Annotated in this window: 20 protein-coding genes; 15 read left to right on the top strand and 5 right to left on the bottom strand. The window is 73.9% G+C overall.

Annotation, left to right across the window (positions count from 1 at the left end; genetic code table 11):
• Positions 1 to 108: 108 nt before the first annotated feature.
• From AB8735_RS10890 to AB8735_RS10875, 4 genes are all read left to right on the top strand, one after another.
• Positions 109 to 1,371 carry an NYN domain-containing protein gene (locus tag AB8735_RS10890; RefSeq protein ID WP_344024368.1) on the top strand — a complete coding sequence of 421 codons (1,263 nt, stop codon included), beginning with the start codon at positions 109 to 111 and terminating at the stop codon, positions 1,369 to 1,371.
• Positions 1,372 to 1,701: 330 nt separating this feature from the next.
• Positions 1,702 to 2,694, top strand: a complete 993-nt coding sequence (locus tag AB8735_RS10885) for an ABC transporter ATP-binding protein (protein ID WP_344024365.1) — start codon at positions 1,702 to 1,704, stop codon at positions 2,692 to 2,694.
• A gap of 79 nt (positions 2,695 to 2,773) precedes the next feature.
• Positions 2,774 to 3,580 (top strand): ABC transporter permease, encoded by an 807-nt coding sequence (locus AB8735_RS10880; RefSeq protein ID WP_372411819.1) that lies wholly within the window; start codon positions 2,774 to 2,776, stop codon positions 3,578 to 3,580.
• 56 nt (positions 3,581 to 3,636) lie between these two features.
• Positions 3,637 to 4,242, top strand: coding sequence for an ABC transporter permease (locus tag AB8735_RS10875; protein ID WP_372406900.1), 606 nt, complete (start codon positions 3,637 to 3,639; stop codon positions 4,240 to 4,242).
• A 451-nt stretch (positions 4,243 to 4,693) separates the two neighbouring features.
• On the opposite strand, the gene ybaK is transcribed toward AB8735_RS10875, so the two are convergent.
• From ybaK to AB8735_RS10860, 3 genes are read right to left on the bottom strand one after another with little or no spacing between them, the layout of a single operon-like run.
• On the bottom strand, positions 4,694 to 5,194 hold the full coding sequence (gene ybaK / locus AB8735_RS10870; protein ID WP_344024361.1) for a Cys-tRNA(Pro) deacylase: 501 nt from the start codon (positions 5,192 to 5,194) through the stop codon (positions 4,694 to 4,696).
• Between the two features lie 17 nt (positions 5,195 to 5,211).
• Complete coding sequence (locus tag AB8735_RS10865) at positions 5,212 to 5,949, bottom strand: LON peptidase substrate-binding domain-containing protein (RefSeq protein ID WP_344024359.1); 738 nt, start codon at positions 5,947 to 5,949, stop codon at positions 5,212 to 5,214.
• A gap of 34 nt (positions 5,950 to 5,983) precedes the next feature.
• Positions 5,984 to 7,585 (bottom strand): oxidoreductase, encoded by a 1,602-nt coding sequence (locus AB8735_RS10860; RefSeq protein WP_372406898.1) that lies wholly within the window; start codon positions 7,583 to 7,585, stop codon positions 5,984 to 5,986.
• A 200-nt stretch (positions 7,586 to 7,785) separates the two neighbouring features.
• Between AB8735_RS10860 and hisD the strand changes: the two genes are divergently transcribed.
• The 8 genes from hisD to hisF are packed head-to-tail and all read left to right on the top strand — an operon-like array spanning position 7,786 to position 13,520.
• On the top strand, positions 7,786 to 9,114 hold the full coding sequence (gene hisD, locus AB8735_RS10855; protein WP_372406897.1) for a histidinol dehydrogenase: 1,329 nt from the start codon (positions 7,786 to 7,788) through the stop codon (positions 9,112 to 9,114).
• Positions 9,111 to 10,214: a histidinol-phosphate transaminase gene (locus AB8735_RS10850; RefSeq protein WP_344024355.1), complete on the top strand. Its 1,104-nt coding sequence runs from the start codon at positions 9,111 to 9,113 to the stop codon at positions 10,212 to 10,214. Before hisD ends, AB8735_RS10850 begins: the two co-directional genes overlap by 4 nt.
• Positions 10,211 to 10,807 carry an imidazoleglycerol-phosphate dehydratase HisB gene (hisB, locus tag AB8735_RS10845; RefSeq protein WP_344024353.1) on the top strand — a complete coding sequence of 199 codons (597 nt, stop codon included), beginning with the start codon at positions 10,211 to 10,213 and terminating at the stop codon, positions 10,805 to 10,807. The genes AB8735_RS10850 and hisB overlap by 4 nt, the downstream gene beginning before the upstream one ends.
• Positions 10,804 to 10,971, top strand: a complete 168-nt coding sequence (locus AB8735_RS10840) for a hypothetical protein (RefSeq protein ID WP_344024351.1) — start codon at positions 10,804 to 10,806, stop codon at positions 10,969 to 10,971. The genes hisB and AB8735_RS10840 overlap by 4 nt, the downstream gene beginning before the upstream one ends.
• Complete coding sequence (gene hisH / locus AB8735_RS10835; protein ID WP_372406894.1) at positions 10,968 to 11,612, top strand: imidazole glycerol phosphate synthase subunit HisH; 645 nt, start codon at positions 10,968 to 10,970, stop codon at positions 11,610 to 11,612. The genes AB8735_RS10840 and hisH overlap by 4 nt, the downstream gene beginning before the upstream one ends.
• Complete coding sequence (gene priA, locus AB8735_RS10830) at positions 11,612 to 12,337, top strand: bifunctional 1-(5-phosphoribosyl)-5-((5-phosphoribosylamino)methylideneamino)imidazole-4-carboxamide isomerase/phosphoribosylanthranilate isomerase PriA (RefSeq protein ID WP_344024347.1); 726 nt, start codon at positions 11,612 to 11,614, stop codon at positions 12,335 to 12,337. The genes hisH and priA overlap by 1 nt, the downstream gene beginning before the upstream one ends.
• Positions 12,334 to 12,768 (top strand): RidA family protein, encoded by a 435-nt coding sequence (locus tag AB8735_RS10825; protein WP_372406891.1) that lies wholly within the window; start codon positions 12,334 to 12,336, stop codon positions 12,766 to 12,768. The genes priA and AB8735_RS10825 overlap by 4 nt, the downstream gene beginning before the upstream one ends.
• Complete coding sequence (gene hisF, locus AB8735_RS10820; protein ID WP_199893483.1) at positions 12,765 to 13,520, top strand: imidazole glycerol phosphate synthase subunit HisF; 756 nt, start codon at positions 12,765 to 12,767, stop codon at positions 13,518 to 13,520. The genes AB8735_RS10825 and hisF overlap by 4 nt, the downstream gene beginning before the upstream one ends.
• A gap of 142 nt (positions 13,521 to 13,662) precedes the next feature.
• Here hisF and AB8735_RS10815 read toward each other — a convergent pair whose 3' ends face one another.
• Positions 13,663 to 14,295 (bottom strand): TIGR03085 family metal-binding protein, encoded by a 633-nt coding sequence (locus tag AB8735_RS10815; RefSeq protein WP_372406889.1) that lies wholly within the window; start codon positions 14,293 to 14,295, stop codon positions 13,663 to 13,665.
• A gap of 50 nt (positions 14,296 to 14,345) precedes the next feature.
• The gene (locus AB8735_RS10810; RefSeq protein WP_372406887.1) at positions 14,346 to 15,188 is read right to left on the bottom strand and encodes a hypothetical protein; all 843 of its coding nucleotides are present in this window, start codon (positions 15,186 to 15,188) and stop codon (positions 14,346 to 14,348) included.
• A 100-nt stretch (positions 15,189 to 15,288) separates the two neighbouring features.
• Between AB8735_RS10810 and hisI the strand changes: the two genes are divergently transcribed.
• Genes hisI through AB8735_RS10795 form a run of 3 tightly spaced genes read left to right on the top strand, consistent with a single transcriptional unit; the run spans position 15,289 to position 17,910 of the window.
• Positions 15,289 to 15,666, top strand: coding sequence for a phosphoribosyl-AMP cyclohydrolase (hisI, locus tag AB8735_RS10805; RefSeq protein ID WP_372406885.1), 378 nt, complete (start codon positions 15,289 to 15,291; stop codon positions 15,664 to 15,666).
• Positions 15,667 to 15,677: 11 nt separating this feature from the next.
• Positions 15,678 to 17,213 (top strand): anthranilate synthase component I, encoded by a 1,536-nt coding sequence (locus AB8735_RS10800; RefSeq protein ID WP_372406882.1) that lies wholly within the window; start codon positions 15,678 to 15,680, stop codon positions 17,211 to 17,213.
• A 43-nt stretch (positions 17,214 to 17,256) separates the two neighbouring features.
• Positions 17,257 to 17,910 carry a TIGR02234 family membrane protein gene (locus AB8735_RS10795; RefSeq protein WP_372406879.1) on the top strand — a complete coding sequence of 218 codons (654 nt, stop codon included), beginning with the start codon at positions 17,257 to 17,259 and terminating at the stop codon, positions 17,908 to 17,910.
• Positions 17,911 to 18,009 lie beyond the last annotated feature (99 nt).

Raw genomic sequence — 18,009 nt, 5'->3', positions numbered from 1 at the left:
GGCAGACTCCTGGGAAAGTCAGTGACATCCCGGGCGCTGTCGTGCCGGGTGTCGTGCCGGGGGCGACCGCACATCTGGACAAGCTGGACATACGGAAGAAGGTGCACCGTGGACCGCTGCGTCGTCCTGGTGGACGCCGGGTATCTGCTGGGCGCCGCCGCGAGCCTGCTGGCCGGGGAACCGGCCCGGTCGCGCATCACCGTCGACCACACGACCCTCATCCAGGGTCTGCGCGAGCGCGCCGAGGGCGACACCCAGCGGCCCCTGCTGCGCATCTACTGGTTCGACGGCGCCCCCGACCGGGTACCCCAGCCCGAGCACCGCAGGCTCCGCGTCATGCCCCGCGTCACCGTCAGGCTCGGCGCCCTCACCCGCGCCGACGGCCGCTGGGCGCAGAAGGGCGTGGACGCGGCGATGCACGCCGAACTCACCGAACTCGCCCGGAACCGGGCCTGTTCGGACATCGTGCTGGTGACGGGCGACGGTGACCTGCTGCCCGGTCTGATGTCCGCGAAGGAGCACGGCGTCGCCGTCCATCTGTGGGCCGTCCAGGCCGCGGACGGCGACTACAACCAGTCCGAGGACCTCGTCGCCGAGGCGGACGAACGACGGGTCCTGGACCGCACCTGGATCACCCGGGCCGTCCGGGCCCGGGAGCTCACCGGGCCCTGCGCCCCGCCGCCGGCGCCCGAGCCCGAGATCGCCGCGATCCTGTCCGCGCCGCTGCCGGAGACCTCCGGCTCGGAGCGGTCCGCCGCCCCGGCCCCGGCGGAGGCGGGGGAGCCCGCGCACAACGGGACGCGGCCGGCCTCCGCCGGTGAACGGTCCGACGGGGCCGGGGCGCGGGCCGTGCCCACGCCCAAGGACCTCGCGGTCCTCGGCAAGGGGCCCGGCGGGCCCGCCGCGGCCGTCCCCGCACCGGCGGTCGGGACCCCCAACGCGACGCTGCGCTGGTCCTCCGACAAGGGGCTGGTCGACCGGGCCGCGGGCCCCAACGGGCTCGGCGAGACCCCGGAGGCCGCCGCGCTGCCGACGCTCGCCCAGCTCACCAGCGCCGAGCAGCGGTGGGCCGACCGGGAGGAGGACATCACCACCGTGGGCGGTGACCCCTTCGAGGTCGGACAGGTCTTCGCCCGGCGGTGGACGGAGCGGATCACGGACTCCGCGCAGCTTCAGCACCTGTCGACCGAGTATCCGCGGATCCCGCACCGGATCGACGGGGAACTGCTGCGGTACGCGGCACGGTTCGGGCTGCTCGCGCACAAGGACGACCAGATCGACGAGCGGGACCGGTATGCGATCCGGGCCGGGTTCTGGCGGGAGATCGACGCGCGGACGGCGGCGGAGCATGCGTCGCCGGCGGGGGATTGAGATGTGCCCCTGGCCCGCCCTTTCGCCGTTTCCCCGGGGCTGCGCCCCTGCTCCCCGGCGGGGGCTGCGCCCCCTGCGCCCCATGCTTCCGGGGCTCTGCCCCTGGCCCCCGTTTGTCGCGGCTCCGCCGCTCGTCCTCAAACGCCGGACGGGCTGTTCAGCCTGTCCGGGGGTTGCCCCCTCCGGGGAGCTTGAGGACTTCCGACCGGAGGTCGGATGGGGGTCCGGGGTCTCCCTGGGAAACGGTGAAAGGGCGGGGCGGGGGCACAACAAAAACCCGCCCCACCCCGGCGCGAGCCGACGGCGTCCCTGCGCGTACCCTCATAGCTCGTGGAGACGGGCGCGAGACAGGCGGAACAGGACGACACCGTGTGCACGGTGCGAGGGCTCGTCAAGACCTACCCCCCCACCCGCGGTGCCGACGCGGTCCGCGCCAGCGACGGTGTCGACCTCGACGTCCGCCGCGGCGAGATCTTCGGGCTGCTCGGGCCCAACGGGGCGGGGAAGACCACGCTCGTGCGGCAGCTCACCGGGCTGCTGCGGCCCGACGCCGGGACCGTCGACCTCCTCGGCCACGACCTCGTACGCCACCCCGACCGCGCCGCCCGCCTCGTCGGCTATCTCGGCCAGGAGTCCGGTGCGCTCGACGAGCTGACCGTGGCCCTCGCCGCCGAGACCACCGGGCGGCTGCGCGGGCTGACGCTGCGCGCGGCCCGCGCCGAACGGGACGCCGTCCTCGACGAGCTGGGTCTCGCCCCGATCGCCGGCCGGCCGCTGAAGAAGCTCTCCGGCGGCCAGCGCCGGCTGGCCTGCTTCGCCGCCGCCCTCGTCGGCGAGCGCCCCGTGCTCGTCCTCGACGAGCCGACCACCGGCATGGACCCGGTCGCCCGTCGCGCCGTGTGGGCCGCCGTGGACCGGCGCCGCGCCGAGCGCGGGACGACGGTGCTGCTCGTCACCCACAACGTCATCGAGGCCGAGACCGTCCTCGACCGGGTCGCCGTCCTGGAGAGCGGCCGGATCATCGCCTGCGACACTCCCGCCGGGCTCAAGGAGCTCGTCGCCGACGAGGTGCGGGTCGAGCTCGTCTGGCGTGACGCGCCGCCGCTCGACGTCCCCGAGGTGGCCGCCCTGCGCACCGCGGCCACCGAGACCGGCCGCCGCTGGTCGCTGCGGCTCGACCCCGCCGGGGCGCGGGCCGCCGTCGCGGCCGTGACCGGTGGCCCGGCCTTCGCCGCGCTCGACGACTTCACCCTCGCCACACCCAGCCTGGAGGACGTCTACCTGGCGCTGGGCGGCCGTGCGAAGGGCCTGGTGAAGGGGTGAGACACCTGGAATCGAACGGGAGTTGTGCCGCGTGAGTGCTGTATCCGAGGCGGTGCCCGGGAAGGTCCGGGCGCAGGGCGTGGTCCGGGCGCAGGGCGTGGTCCGGGCGCGGGCCCCGCACGGCGGGGCCGCCGCCCCGCTCGCGCCGCGCGCCCGGCTGCTGCCCGCGCTGTCGGCCGTCTACCGCGCGCAGCTGTCCCGCGCCCGGGTGGCGCGGATCCCGCTGCTGTTCGTCGCCACCTTCCAGTCCGTCGGGATCATGGTCCTGATGCGCGGCGTGGTGGACGGGGGCGACGAGGCGCGGGCCGTGGTGGCCGGGTCCAGCGTGCTGGTCGTCGCGTTCGTCGCGCTGAACCTGCTGGCCCAGTACTTCGGGCAGCTGCGCGCCAGCGGCGGCCTCGACCACTACGCGACGCTGCCCGTGCCGCCCGCGGCGGTGGTGCTGGGCGCGGCGGCGGCGTACGCCTCGTTCACCGTGCCCGGAACGGTCGTCACGGCCGTTGTCGGCAGCGTGCTGTTCAAGCTGCCGCTCGCCCACCTATGGGTGCTGGCCGCGGTGATCCCGCTGGCCGGTGCCGCGCTGTCCGGGCTCGGCGCCGCGCTCGGGCTGCTCGCGCCGCGGCCCGAACTGGCCACGCTCTGCGGCCAGTTGGGCATGTCGGCCGCACTGCTGCTCGGTGTGCTGCCCGCCGCGCACCTGCCCGTGCCGGTGGTGTGGGCGCGTGATCTGCTGCCCTCGACCTATGGGGTCGAGGCGCTCGCCCGGTCCTTCGACGCGCGGCCCGACTGGCTGCTGACGGCCGCGGACCTCGGCGTCTGCGCGGCCGTCGGCGTGGTGTCGCTGGCCGTCGCCACCTGGGCCTACCGCCGGGCCGCGGTGCGGTGAGGCGCGTGACGCGCCGCGGTGGACGTCCCACGGGTGCGACCTGGCACGATGGCGGGGTGACCGCACCGCTGACGCCCTCCCCGCACGACCGGCCCGTCCCCGTCCCCCCGCAGGACCTCCCGCCCGCGCCCACCCTCTCCCAGGCGCTGCGGGCCGAGCTGCCGGCCGCCGCGGTCGTCGCGGCGGTCACGACGGTGTCCGGGGTGCTGATGGGATTCCTGTGGGTGTGGCTGGCCCCCCGGATCCCGCTGATCTCGGACGGCAAGGCGGTCTTCCTGCGGAACTCGGAGGGGGAGCAGGCGATCGGTGCCGACGGCACGTTCGCGCTGCTCGGCCTGGCCTTCGGGGTGGTGGCCGCCGCGCTCGTCTTCCTGCTGCGCCGCGCGGGCGGAGTGGGCGTGGTCACCGGGCTCGCGGTGGGCGCGCTGCTCGGGTCGCTGGTCGCCTGGCGGCTGGGGATGTGGCTGGGGCCCACGTCGGACGTGGTCGCGCACGCGCGGGCGGTCGGCAAGGGCGTCGTCTTCGACGCGCCGCTGCGGCTGGGGGCGAAGGGGATGCTGCTGGCGTTCCCGATGGCGGCGATGGCGGTGCATCTGGGGGTGACGGCGCTGTTCGGGCCCCGCGACGAGGTTGTCGTCCCGGGGCCCGGATCCGGGGTGTGACCTCCCGCTCGCTCGCGGGGGGTCAGGCCGGCCTGCGGCCGTGGTTGGCGCGGTTCTTGCGGAGCCTCCATTTGCGCTTGCGGGTTCGTTTGGACATGGGGGTGTCGTAGCGCGGGTGGGGTGGGTTGTCGAGGGGGTGTGTTTGCCCCTGTCCCGCCCTTTCGCCGTTTCCGCAGGGGCTGCGCCCCTTCGCAACCCGCGTGCGCGCTGCCGCGCGCGGGTGGGCGGGGCTTCGCCCCTGCGCCCCACCGGGGGCTTCGCTCCCTGGCCCCCCGAAGCGCCCTGCGGGCTCCCCCAGAGGGGGCACCCCCAGTCCTCAAACGCCGGACGGGCTGGGGTGGCGCGCCATTTCAGCCCGTCCGGCGTTTGAGGACGAGCGGCGGAGCCGCGATACGGGGTCCGGGGCGGAGCCCCGGAAGAAACGGTGAAAGGGCGGGACCGGGGCGAAACATCACCCCCGCCCGATCGGCCCCACCACCGCCCCCGTCAGCTCCGCCAGATCCCCCGGTGCCAGTTCCACCTCCAGGCCCCGGCGGCCCGCCGAGACGCAGATCGTGGGGTGGGCGAGGGCCGAGTCGTCCAGGGCCGTCGGGAGGCGCTTGCGCTGGCCGAGAGGGGAGATGCCGCCGCGTACGTACCCCGTCGTCCGCTCCGCGGCCGTCGGGTCCGCCATGACCGCCCGCTTGCCGCCCACCGCCGCCGCCAGCGCCTTGAGGTCCAGCGTGCCGGCGACGGGGACGACGGCCACCGTCAGGGCGCCGTCGACCTCGGCCACCAGGGTCTTGAAGACGCGCGAAGGGTCCACGCCCAGGGCCTCGGCCGCTTCCTCGCCGTAGGACGGGGCGGCGGGGTCGTGCTCGTAGGCGTGGACGGAGAAGGGGACGCCCGCCTTCTCCAGGGTCACGATCGCCGGGGTGGCGCCAGGACCGGACTTGCCGGACTTCTTTCCCAAGGGGCTTCCGCCTTCGGTCAGTTGGGGCTCGTGGGCCGCCGGGTGAGGTCCGCCGCCGGTACGGACGGGAGCTTGGCGATCAACGCCGCCTCGGCGCGCAGCAGTTCCAGTTCGGTCGCGAGCCGGGTGGCCGTGTCCGGCGCCTCCAGCAGCCGTTGCCGGGCCGGGACGTCGAGCATGGCGGCGGCCGCGACCAGGTAGGAGAGGACGGACGGCTCGTCGGGGAGGTCCGGCCGGCCGGCCAGGGAGCGTTCGGTCGCCCCGGCCAGCCGCTTCTGGTAGGTGCGGAAGGCCCGCAGGACGCCGGAGGCGAGCGCGCCCGGGCCCTCGCCGGGCCGCTCGGGCAGGTCCTCCACCTCGCCGGTCAGATAGGGGCCGGAGGCGTCGACGGACAGCAGCCGGAAGCGGGTGGTGCCGGTCGCCAGCACCTCGTACGTGCCGTCCTCGCGCCCGCGGATGGTCGCGGCCTCGGCCACGCAGCCCACCGTGTGGAACGCCGCGATCGGGTCGGACCCGAAGCCGGTGGCGGGGCCGGGCTCCGGCCGGGTCTCCGCGGGCAGCCCGGGGGCGCTGTGCGCCACCTCCAGCCCGTCGCGGATGGCCACGACGCCGAAGCGGCGCGGTTCGTCCTCGGGCAGTTCGTCGAGGTGGCGCATCATCGCGCGGTACCGCTGCTCGAAGACGTTCAGGGGGAGGACGAGGCCCGGGAACAGCACCGAGTTCAGCGGGAAGATCGGAAGGCGCGCGGAGGTCACAGCCGGTAAGCCTAACCGCGTGCGCGCCCGGCCCTCACTGGCGCCGCAGCAGCCGGGACACGCCCGCCGTGACGGTCGTGGCCAGCATCCAGCCGATCAGGACGAGCGCGCCGGCCAGCCACTGCCCGGTCCCGCTGCTCCGCCAGGCCCTGCTCTGCCCCAGGTCGACCACCGGGAGCAGCAGGTCGAGCGTGTAGAGGGCGGCGTTCCAGGTGGGCCCCTCCTCCGGTTTCATCCGGGGCATCGGGTGCTGGGAGAAGTAGGCGGTGCCCAGCGCCCACAGCATCACCATCCATAACGCGGCCCGGCCGGGGCGGTAGCCATAGGCGACGGTCCAGTCCTGGAGGTAGCCCCACGCCTTGCCGGCGAGCGGGAGCGTCTCGCGGCGGCGGCGCTGCTTGGCCAGCAGCACCGCGCGGGCGTCGGTGTCCTCGCCGCTGTCGCGCAGGGCCGCGGCCAGGCACTCGTACGGCTCGGGGGCGTACTCGGGGGTGGCCGCGGCCACCCACTCCAGGCGTCTGGAGAGCGGGAAGCGGCCGAGCGGTATCAGCGTCTCGTAGGAGAAGCCCGCCATCCCCAGGGCGCCGGGTCCCGGCCAGCTCTCCCAGCGGTCGACCAGGTTGACGACCTTGGCGCCGGAGAGGACCACCCGTCCGCTCTCCGGCCGCTCCCCGAGGAAGCGCAGCTCGGGCGTCTGGACGCGGCGCAGCGAGAGTTCCTGGTCGCCGGTCATCACCAGCCGGGCGCCGCTGAGGTCCACCGCGTCGCCGAACCGGCCGTCGTCCAGCCGCATCCCGCCCTCGCAGGTGAAGCGCCGCATGCGGGTGCCGCGTTGAGGGGTGGTGGCGGAGATGCCGTACGGGGGAGTGGCGCCGGCCGGGAGGGGGCCGGAGTCGGCGGCGGGCGTGAGGTAGAGGGTGCGTTCCACGGTGAGCTGCGGGGCGTTGAGCGCCCGCCGGCCGAAGGGGTTGCTCAGGGTGGAGCCGCGCAGGCTGAGCGAGACCCCTATGGTCGCGCCGCGCATGCTCAGCTCCCCGTAGGCGCGGGTCAGCTCGGCCTGGAGGTCCTGGCCGACCGAGAGGCCGTCGGCGGCGATGGCCACCCCGCGCCGGTCGCGGCGCACGACGGCCTGGTTGAGCAGCAGGTCGGTGCCGATCCGCGCGTCGGTCAGCCGGATGCCGCGCCGTACCACGCAGCGCGGCAGGTGCAGGTCGCCCTCGGTGTGCAGGCGGGCCGCCTCCAGCCGCGGGATGGCGCAGCCGACCAGGCGCAGTGTGGTGAAGCGGCTTTCCGGGAGCAGCAGCTGCTGCTCGAAGCGGCAGTTCTGCATCTCGACGTAGGGGGTGACGGTGCCGCCGGACAGGTCCAGCAGGCCGGTGATCTGTACGCCGTTGAGCTTGAGGGCGGCCACCCGGCCGGGGAGCGGCGGGGGGCCGTCGAGCAGGAGCAGGGCGATGACCCGGGCGCGCACGCTGCGTTCCGGGCCCCAGGTGTGCGGGCCGTTGGGGTCGTTCTGCTCGGGACGGTCGGTGCGCAGGTCGTGGGTGGTGCCGGTGCGGAAGGCCCGCCACATGCCCTGCTCGGCGTCGGTGAGGCCGAGCCCGGGCGGGGGTCCGCCGACATCGCTCTCGGTCACGGTTCCCTCCCTGACGGGTTCAGGCATCCGCACCTCGGTGTGTACTGGCCCGATTCCCCGTGGGTCACCGCTTGAACACCGAGGGTGCCGTGAACTTTGTCGCGACTCCGTCAAGCGGCCCGGGCGGCGTATCAGAGGCGGCGTATCAGAGGGTGGTACGGAGAGCGGTGTGACGGGACGGGTCTGAGACAATTGGTCGCGTGATCTCCCGAATCGATCTGCGCGGCGGCGCCGTCACCGACGGCACCTTCGACCGCGACCTGCTGCCCCGAGCCGAACTCGACGTCGAGGCCGCCCTGGAGAAGGTGCGGCCCATCTGCGAGGACGTGCATCATCGTGGCACGGCGGCGTTGATCGACTACGCGGAGAAGTTCGACGGCGTGACGATCGAGCGGGTGCGCGTCGCGCCCGAGGCGATCGAGCGCGCCCTGGCGGAGCTGGACCCGGCGGTCCGGGCCGCCCTGGAGGAGTCCATCCGCCGCGCCCGCCTCGTCCACCGCGAGCAGCGCCGCACCGACACCACCGTCACCGTCGTCCCCGGCGGTACCGTCACCGAGCGCTGGGTGCCCGTCGAGCGCGTCGGCCTCTACGTCCCGGGCGGCCGGGCCGTCTACCCGTCGTCCGTGGTCATGAACGTGGTGCCCGCACAGGAGGCGGGCGTCTCCTCGCTGGCCGTCTCCTCCCCGCCGCAGGCCGACTTCGGAGGTCTGCCGCACCCGACGATCCTCGCCGCCTGCGCCCTGCTCGGCGTGGACGAGGTGTACGCGGCCGGCGGCGCCCAGGCGATCGCCATGTTCGCCTACGGCACCGAGGAGTGCCGCCCCGCCCAGCTGGTCACCGGCCCCGGCAACATCTGGGTCGCCGCCGCCAAGCGGCTGCTCAAGGGCCGCATCGGCATCGACGCCGAGGCCGGTCCCACCGAGATCGCGGTCCTCGCCGACGACACCGCCGACCCCGCGCATGTCGCCGCCGACCTGATCAGCCAGGCCGAGCACGACCCGCTGGCCGCGGCCGTCCTCGTCACCCCCTCCGAGGCGCTGGCCGCCGCCGTCGAGGAGGAGCTCAAGGTCCAGGCCCCCGCGGCCAAGCACGCCGAGGAGCGGATCCTCCCGGCGCTCGCGGGCCGGCAGTCGGCGATCGTGCTGGTCGACGACCTCGACGCGGGTCTCGCCGTCGTGGACGCCTACGCCGCCGAGCACCTGGAGATCCAGACCGCGGACGCCTCCGCCGTCGCCGCCCGGGTGCGCAACGCGGGCGCGGTCTTCGTCGGCCCGTACGCGCCGGTCTCCCTCGGCGACTACTGCGCCGGCTCCAACCACGTCCTGCCCACCGGCGGCTGCGCCTGCCACTCCTCGGGCCTGTCCGTGCAGTCCTTCCTGCGCGGCATCCACGTCGTGGACTACAGCCGCGACGCGCTCGCCGAGGTCACCCACCACGTGGTGACGCTGGCGGAGGCGGAGGACCTGCCGGCGCACGGCGCGGCGCTCAAGGCGAGGTTCGGATGGAAGGTTCCGGGGCAGAGCAAGTGACCAGGATCGACGACCTCCCCATCCGGGACGAACTGCGCGGCAAGTCCCCTTACGGCGCACCGCAGTTGGACGTCCCCGTCCGCCTGAACACCAACGAGAACCCGCACCCGCTGCCGGACGCGCTGGTCGCCCGTATCGCCGAGCGCGTCGCCGAGGCCGCCCGGCACCTGAACCGCTACCCCGACCGGGACGCGGTCGAGCTGCGCACACAGCTCGCCGCCTACCTCACCCGCACCGGCGGTCACGCGGTCACGCGCGAGAACGTCTGGGCGGCCAACGGCTCCAACGAGGTCCTCCAGCAGCTGCTGCAGACCTTCGGCGGTCCCGGCCGCACGGCCCTCGGCTTCGAGCCCTCGTACTCGATGCACGCGCTGATCTCGCGCGGCACCGGCACCGGCTGGATCTCCGGGCCGCGCCGGGACGACTTCACGATCGACGTCGAGGCGGCGACCGGGGTCATCGCCGAGCGGCGGCCCAACGTGGTCTTCGTCTGCTCGCCCAACAACCCCACGGGCACCGCCGTCGACGCGGAGACCGTGCTGCGGCTGTACGAGGCCGCGCAGGCGGCGGGCCCGTCCATGGTGATCGTGGACGAGGCGTACGGCGAGTTCAGCCACCGGCCCTCGCTGCTGCCGCTGCTGGCGGGACGGCCGAACCTGGTCGTCTCCCGCACCATGTCCAAGGCGTTCGGCGCGGCCGGACTGCGCCTGGGCTACCTCGCCGCCGACCCGGCGGTGGTGGACGCCGTGCAGCTCGTCCGGCTGCCCTACCACCTCTCGTCCGTCACCCAGGCCACCGCGCTGGCGGCCCTGGAGCACACGGACACGCTGCTCGGCTACGTCGAGCAGCTCAAGGCCGAACGCGACCGCATCGTCACCGAGCTGCGCGCCATGGGCTGCGAAGTGACCGAATCCGACGCCAACTTCGTGCAGTTCGGGGTCTTCGAGGACGCCCACGCCGCCTGGCAGGCGATCCTCGACCGGGGCGTCCTGGTGCGCGACAACGGCGTACCGGGCCGGCTGCGGGTCACCGCCGGCACCCGCGAGGAGAACGACGCGTTCCTCGACGCGGTGCGCACCGTCATGAAGGAGAACCGATGAACCACCGCGTGGGTCGCATCGAGCGGACCACCAAGGAGACGTCCGTCCTGGTCGAGATAGACCTCGACGGGACCGGGCAGGTCGATGTGTCGACGGGCGTCGGCTTCTACGACCACATGCTCGACCAGCTCGGCCGCCACGGCCTGTTCGACCTGACCGTCAAGACCGACGGCGACCTGCACATCGACACCCACCACACCATCGAGGACACCGCCCTCGCGCTGGGCGCCGCCTTCAAGCAGGCGCTCGGCGACAAGGTGGGGATCTACCGCTTCGGCAACTGCACGGTCCCGCTGGACGAGTCGCTGGCCCAGGTGACGGTGGACCTCTCCGGCCGCCCGTACCTGGTGCACACCGAGCCCGAGAACATCGCGCCGATGATCGGCACCTACGACACGACGATGACCCGGCACATCCTGGAGTCCTTCGTCGCGCAGGCGCAGATCGCGCTGCACGTCCACGTGCCGTACGGGCGCAACGCGCACCACATCGTGGAGTGCCAGTTCAAGGCCCTGGCCCGGGCGCTGCGTTACGCGTCCGAGCGCGACCCGCGCGCGGCCGGAATCCTCCCGTCCACGAAGGGTGCACTGTGACCGGCCTCTCCGCCGCGCTGATCATCGTCGGGCTGTTCCTGATCGGCGGCGTCATCTCCTTCGTCAAGCAGGGCATGGGCAAGAGCGTCATCGTGCTGCTCGGCATCGGGGCCGCCATGTGCCTGACCGCGGGCATCCTCCGGATCGAGGGGCTGTGGTCATGAGCAGCAGTCCCAAGAAGGTCGTCGTCTTCGACTACGGGTTCGGCAACGTCCGGTCCGCCGAGCGGGCCCTCGCCCACGTCGGCGCGGACGTCGAGATCACCGGCGACTTCGACGCCGCCATGAACGCCGACGGGCTGCTCGTCCCCGGCGTCGGCGCGTTCGCCGCCTGCATGCAGGGGCTGCGCGCGGCCCGCGGCGACTGGGTCGTCGGCCGGCGGCTGTCCGGCGGGCGCCCGGTGATGGGCATCTGCGTCGGCATGCAGATCCTCTTCGAGCGCGGCATCGAGCACGGCATCGAGACCGAGGGCCTCGACCAGTGGCCCGGCGCGGTCGAGCCCCTCAAGGCCCCCGTCGTCCCGCACATGGGCTGGAACACCGTCGCGCCCGCCGAGGGCTCGCAGCTCTTCGCCGGGCTGGACGCGGACGCCCGCTACTACTTCGTCCACTCCTACGCCGTCCGCGCGTGGAACCTCGAAGTCACCAACGCGGCCATCCGCGCCCCCAAGGTCACCTGGGCCGAGCACGGCGAGCCGTTCGTGGCCGCGGTCGAGAACGGGCCGCTGTGGGCCACCCAGTTCCACCCCGAGAAGTCCGGCGACGCCGGAGCCCAGCTGCTGACCAACTGGATCGAGACGCTCTGATGCCCCAGCTTGAACTCCTCCCCGCCGTCGACGTCCGCGACGGCCAGGCCGTCCGCCTCGTCCACGGCGAGTCCGGCTCCGAGACCTCGTACGGCGACCCGCTGGCCGCCGCGCGGGCGTGGCAGCAGGCCGGCGCCGAGTGGCTGCACCTGGTCGACCTGGACGCCGCCTTCGGCACCGGGGACAACCGGGCGCAGATCGCCGAGGTCGTCCGCGCCATGGACATCAAGGTCGAACTCTCCGGCGGCATCCGCGACGACGCCTCCCTGGCCGCCGCCCTCGCCACCGGCTGCACCCGGGTCAACCTGGGCACCGCCGCCCTGGAGACCCCCGAGTGGGTCGCCCGCGTCATCGCCGAGCACGGCGACAAGGTCGCCGTCGGCCTCGATGTCCGCGGCACCACGCTCCGCGGCCGCGGCTGGACCCGCGACGGCGGCGACCTCTACGAGACGCTGGCCCGCCTCGACGCCGAGGGCTGCGCCCGCTACGTCGTCACCGACATCGCCAAGGACGGCACCCTCCAGGGCCCCAACCTGGAACTGCTGAAGAACGTCTGCGCCGTCACCGACCGGCCGGTCGTCGCCTCCGGCGGCGTCTCCTCCCTTGATGATCTGCGGGCGATCGCCACTCTGGTACCGGAGGGCGTCGAAGGCGCGATCGTCGGAAAGGCCCTCTACGCCAAGGCGTTCACCTTGGAAGAGGCCCTGGAGGCTGTGTCCCGATGACCACGAACCCCGCCGCCCCGCGCCGTGTGCAGAGCGACAGCTCCTGGGAGGAGACGATCGGTTTCGCACGGGCCGTGGCGGCGGGGGACCGGGTCCTCGTCGCCGGGACGACACCCGTGGTGCGCGGCGTCCTGCAGGGCGAAGGGGACCCCTACGAGCAGACGAAGGCCGCCTTCGGCAACGCGCTGGACGCGCTGAAGCGCTTCGGCCTCGGGCCGGAGGCGGTCGTCCGCACCCGGATGTACATCACCCACGCCCGGGACGTGGACGCGGTCGGGCGGGCGCACAAGGAACTCTTCGACGCGGTGCGGCCCGTGGCCACCCTGGTCGTCGTCTCGGGGTTCGCCGACTCGCGCTGGCTGGTCGAAGTAGAAGTGGAAGCTTTCCGAGCTGTCGGGGCTTCCGAAGATCTCGGAGGAGAATCCGCGTGACCCTCGCGGTCAGAGTCATCCCCTGCCTGGACGTGGACAACGGCCGGGTCGTCAAGGGCGTCAACTTCCAGAACCTGCGCGACGCGGGCGATCCGGTGGAAATGGCCCGGATCTATGGTCAGGAGGGCGCCGACGAGCTCACCTTCCTCGACATCACGGCCTCCTCCGGCAACCGCGAGACCACGTACGACGTGGTGCGGCGGACCGCCGAGCAGGTCTTCATCCCGCTGACGGTGGGCGGGGGTGTCCGCACGGCGGATGACGTCGACAAGCTGCTGCGTGCCGGTGCCGACAAGGTCGGCGTCAACACGGCGGCGATCGAACGACCCGATCTGGTGCGGGAGATCGCGGAGCGGTTCGGGCGGCAGGTGCTGGTGCTGTCGGTCGACGCGCGCCGTACGCCGTCCGGTTCGTTCGAGGTGACCACGCACGGCGGGCGGCGGGGCACGGGCCTCGACGCGGTCGAGTGGGCGCACCGGGCGGCGGAGCTGGGCGCGGGGGAGATCCTGCTCAACTCGATGGACGCGGACGGGACGAAGGACGGGTACGACACGGAGATGATCGCGGCGGTGCGGCGGCATGTCACCGTGCCGGTGATCGCTTCCGGGGGGGCCGGGAAGCTGGCCGACTTCGCGCCGGCGGTTGCGGCCGGGGCGGATGCGGTTCTGGCGGCGTCCGTCTTCCACTTCGGGGATCTGCGGATTCCGCAGGTGAAGGGGGCGCTGCGGGAGGCGGGGCATCCGGTGCGGTGAGTTTTGCCCCCGGCCCGCCCTTTCACCGTTTCTTCCGGGGAGACCCCGGACCCCATTCGCCCTTCGGGCGAAGTCCTCAAACGCCGGACGGGCTGGATTTCGCGCCCGGGCGCGGAAATCAGCCCGTCCGGCGGGGTGGGGTCTAAATCCCCAGGCGCGCAGCCAGCAGCTTCGTCTGGGCCGCCTCATCGCCCTCCAGGCGAACCCGTGCCGCGTCCTGCCGCCCGGACGCGAACAGCAGCAGCTCCGCCGGGTCACCGGTGACCGTCACCACCGGGACCGACCGGTTCCCCACCACCGTCCGCCCGTCCGGCCGCCGCAGCACCATTCCCACCGGCGCCTTGCGCCCCAGCATCCGGGCGATCTTCTCCAGGCGGGACCACAGCGCGTCCGCGAAGACGGGGTCGATCTCCCTCGGCGTCCAGTCCGGCTGCGCCCGGCGCACGTCCTCGGTGTGGACGAAGAACTCCACCGTGTTCGCCGCCTCGTCGATCTGCTTGAGGGCGAACGGCGACGTCCGCGGCGGCCCGGTCCGGATGAGCTGGATCAGTTCCTCGTACGGCTTGGCGGCGAACTCGGCCTGCACCCGCTCCAGACGGGCGGCCAGTGGCTTGATGAGGGCGCCCGCGGCCGCGTCCGAACGGCGCTCGCGCACCACGACGTGGGCCGCGAGATCGCGGGCGGTCCACCCCTGGCAGAGCGTGGGGGCGTTGGGGCCCGCGGTCTCCAACAGATCGGCGAGGAGCAGGCGTTCGCGCTGTGCATGGGTTGACATGGCGTCAGCCTACGGTTGCCCCCGTCGCCGTGCCACGCCGCCGCGCCCGCTCACTCCGGCAGCGGCTCGGTCAGCTTGGCGCCGCCCGGCTTGTCGCTGCGGGCGATCCAGCAGGTCACCCGGCGCTCACTGGTGAGCAGATACGTCCGCTCGTTGGGGTAGAGCGCGAAGTAGTAGTACAGCCGGCCGTCGTTGATGGACCTCAGCCGCCGCTCGGCGTCCGGCTTGCACAGCCGCTGGGCGTTGTCCCGGATCGCCGACTCGGTGACCAGCCCGCTGTCCAGCGTCCGGTTGGTTATCGCCTCGCCGTCGTGGCTGTCGCCGCAGGACTTCTTCTCGACCCGGGTGACCGACGGGGTCATCGCCGGGTGGTCGAAGCACTCGCCCGGCTTGATGACGACCATGGGCACCACGACCGGCGAGGACGCCGAGGCGGACGGGCCCGAGGGCAGCGGGATCTTCGGCAGCGGCGGCAGCGTGGGCACCGTCGGCGGCGCGGACGGCAGGGACGACGGGCCGGAGCTCGCCGGGGTGCTCGGGGACGGGGAGGACTTGGCCGAGGCGTCGCCCTTGCCGTCCTTGAAGGCCAGCACGAGGCCGCCGACGACCAGGCCGACCACCAGCACCGCGCCCACGACGATCGCGGCGATCTTCGCCCCGCCCCCGGAGGGCGGCGGCGGGGGCGGCGGGGCGGGCATCTGCCCGTACGGACCGTAGGGCCCGCCGGGATTGCCGGGGCCGGCGGGCCCGCCGAAGCCCTGCCCGTACGCCGGCGGCATCGGGCCCGGCGGCTGTCCCGGCGGCGGACCGAATCCCTGCGGAGGGCCGAAGCCGCCGCCACCGCCCGGCGGTTGCGGCGGGTTCGACGGCGGCGGAGGAGGCGGTGAGGTCATGACGGAAGCATGCCGCATCCCTCCGACATCCGTGCGACCGGTACCTGGCCGGTTCCTGCCCCCTTCGGGGAGGGCGCGGCCGGGGCGGCACAATGAACCCATGACCGGCACGACCCCCTCCCCCACGCCCCGCTCGTCGCTCGACCCCGCCATCGCCGCCCGCCTCAAGCGCGACGCCCACGGCCTGGTGCCCGCCGTCGCCCAGCAGTACGACACCGGCGAGGTGCTGATGGTCGGGTGGATGGACGACGAGGCGCTGCACCGCACCCTCACCACCGGCCGCTGCACGTACTGGAGCCGCAGCCGCCAGGAGTACTGGGTCAAGGGCGACACGTCCGGCCACGTCCAGCACGTGAAATCGGTGGCCCTCGACTGCGATGCGGACACCCTCCTCATCAAGGTGGACCAGGTCGGCCCCGCCTGTCACACGGGCACGCGTACCTGTTTCGACGCAGGAGAGCTGCCCCTGGGCCAGTAGGCTCCGCTGCCATGGCTGCCACCACCGACGTCGTGCCCGACGCCGCCACCTTCCGCGCCCTGGCCAAGGACCGCCGGGTCATCCCCGTCACCCGCCGCTTCCTCGCCGACGGGGACACCCCCGTCGGTCTCTACCGCAAGCTCGCCGCCGAACGGCCCGGCACCTTCCTGCTGGAGTCCGCCGAGAACGGCTGCACCTGGTCCCGTTACTCCTTCGTCGGCGTCCGCAGTGCCGCCGCCCTCACCGTCCGCGACGGCGCCGCCCACTGGCTGGGCACCCCGCCCGTCGGCGTCCCCACCGCCGGCGACCCGCTGGAGGCGCTGCGCGCCACCGTCGAGGCGCTGCACACCCCGCGCGACCTCATGGAGGACGCCGGGCTGCCGCCCTTCACCGGCGGCATGGTCGGCTACCTCGGCTACGAGGTGGTGCGCCGGCTGGAGAAGATCGGCGAGCATCCGGGCGAGCGGGACGACCTCGGCCTGCCCGAGCTCACCATGCTGCTCACCTCGGACCTGGCCGTCCTCGACCACCGGGACGGCACCGTCCTGCTGATCGCCAACGCGATCAACCACAACGACCTGGAGACCGGTGTCGACGAGGCGTACGCGGACGCCGTCCGCCGCCTCGACGCCATGACCGCGGACCTGCACCGCTCCGTGCCCTCCCACCCCGCGCCGCTGCCCTCCGCCGAACTCCCGGAGTACACCCGCCGCTGGGGCGGCCCCGGCTATATGGCCGCCGTCGAGGACATCAAGGAGCGCATCCGGGCCGGCGAGGCGTTCCAGGTGGTGCCCTCCCAGCGGTTCGAGACCCCCTGCACGGCCTCGGCGCTGGACGTCTACCGGACCCTGCGGGCCACCAACCCCAGCCCGTACATGTACCTGCTCCGCTTCGACGGGTTCGACGTGGTCGGCTCCAGCCCGGAGGCCCTGGTCAAGGTCGAGGACGGCCGGGCCATGGTGCACCCCATCGCGGGCACCCGGCCGCGCGGCGCCACCCCGCAGGCCGACGCGGCGCTCGCGGAGGAGCTGCTCGCCGACCCCAAGGAGCGCGCCGAGCACCTGATGCTCGTCGACCTCGGCCGCAACGACCTCGGCCGGGTCTGCGAGCCCGGCAGCGTCGAGGTCGTCGACTTCATGTCGATCGAGCGCTACAGCCACGTCATGCACATCGTCTCCACCGTCACCGGCCGCCTCGCCCCCAGCCGCACCGCCTTCGACGTCCTCACCGCCTGCTTCCCGGCGGGCACCCTCTCCGGCGCCCCCAAACCCCGCGCCATGCAGATCATCGAGGAGCTCGAACCCGCCCGCCGCGGCCTGTACGGCGGCTGCGTCGGCTATCTGGACTTCGCCGGGGACTCCGACACCGCCATCGCGATCCGCACCGCCGTGCTGCGCGACGGCACCGCCCACGTCCAGGCCGGCGCGGGCGTCGTCGCCGACTCCGACCCGGTCGCCGAGGACACCGAGTGCCGCAACAAGGCCGCCGCCGTGCTGCGCGCCGTGCACGCCGCGGAGCGGCTCACCCGGCCGGGGGCACCGGCGTGACCCCGGCTGCGCGACCCCCTCGGCGGCAGGGGATAGTGGAGGGGTGAGCGCAGCCGTACCCCACCCCCGTCCGCAGCCCGACGAGACGCGCCCCGGCCGCAGTGCCCGGCGCAGCGTCGGCGCCGCGCTGGTCCTCACCGCCGCCGGTTCCGCGCTCGTCCTGCTCGCGGGCGGGCGCACCTGGCTCACCGGCAGCGCCGAGGGCGCGCAGAACGCCACCGTCGAGCACGTCACCGGCCAGGACATCAGCGGCGTGCCCGGCGCGCTGGCCATCGTCGCCCTCGCGGCGCTCGTCGCCGTCTTCGCGGTGCGCGGCGTCGCCCGGATGCTCGTCGCCGCCCTGCTGGCCCTGTGCGGCGCGGGCACCGCCGTCCTGTGCCTCCTGAACCGCGACGACACCGCGGCCCTGGAGGAGAGGGCGTCCCGCTCCACCGGGCTGGCGAGCACCGCTGTCGAGCACGTCACCCACAGCTCCTGGCCGTGGGTGACGCTGGCCGGTGGCGTGCTGATCCTGCTCGCCGGGCTGCTCGCGCTGCGCCACGGCCGGCACTGGCCCGCGATGTCCGGCCGCTACGAGCGCGACGGCACCCCGCGCCCGCGCCGCACCCGCAAGCCGGCCGACCCGGAGCGCCCCGAGGAGCTGTGGAAGGCGTTCGACCGGGGCGAGGACCCCACCGGCGAGGCGACGCCCCGCTGAGCATCCGGCCGTCCGCGCGGTCGGGAGCCGCGGCCGGGACACGGCCACCCCACGTCGAGCGGGTCACGGGCCGTCAGGGACAATGACCGCGAGGGTCAC

Source organism: Streptomyces luteireticuli (genome assembly GCF_041519305.1).
In the GTDB taxonomy this organism is placed as follows: Bacteria; Actinomycetota; Actinomycetes; order Streptomycetales; family Streptomycetaceae; genus Streptomyces; species Streptomyces luteireticuli.
This window is presented reverse-complemented; position numbering and strand designations above follow the sequence as displayed.

What these genes read in the sequence shown, in the direction of transcription:
- AB8735_RS10825 (WP_372406891.1), top strand. Translation starts at nt 12,334, where the DNA reads ATGACCACGAACCCCGCCGCCCCGCGCCGTGTGCAGAGCGACAGCTCC.
- AB8735_RS10815 (WP_372406889.1), bottom strand. Translation starts at nt 14,295, where the DNA reads ATGTCAACCCATGCACAGCGCGAACGCCTGCTCCTCGCCGATCTGTTG.
- hisI (WP_372406885.1), top strand. Translation starts at nt 15,289, where the DNA reads ATGACCGGCACGACCCCCTCCCCCACGCCCCGCTCGTCGCTCGACCCC.
- hisH (WP_372406894.1), top strand. Translation starts at nt 10,968, where the DNA reads ATGAGCAGCAGTCCCAAGAAGGTCGTCGTCTTCGACTACGGGTTCGGC.
- priA (WP_344024347.1), top strand. Translation starts at nt 11,612, where the DNA reads ATGCCCCAGCTTGAACTCCTCCCCGCCGTCGACGTCCGCGACGGCCAG.
- AB8735_RS10810 (WP_372406887.1), bottom strand. Translation starts at nt 15,188, where the DNA reads ATGACCTCACCGCCTCCTCCGCCGCCGTCGAACCCGCCGCAACCGCCG.
- AB8735_RS10800 (WP_372406882.1), top strand. Translation starts at nt 15,678, where the DNA reads ATGGCTGCCACCACCGACGTCGTGCCCGACGCCGCCACCTTCCGCGCC.
- hisB (WP_344024353.1), top strand. Translation starts at nt 10,211, where the DNA reads ATGAACCACCGCGTGGGTCGCATCGAGCGGACCACCAAGGAGACGTCC.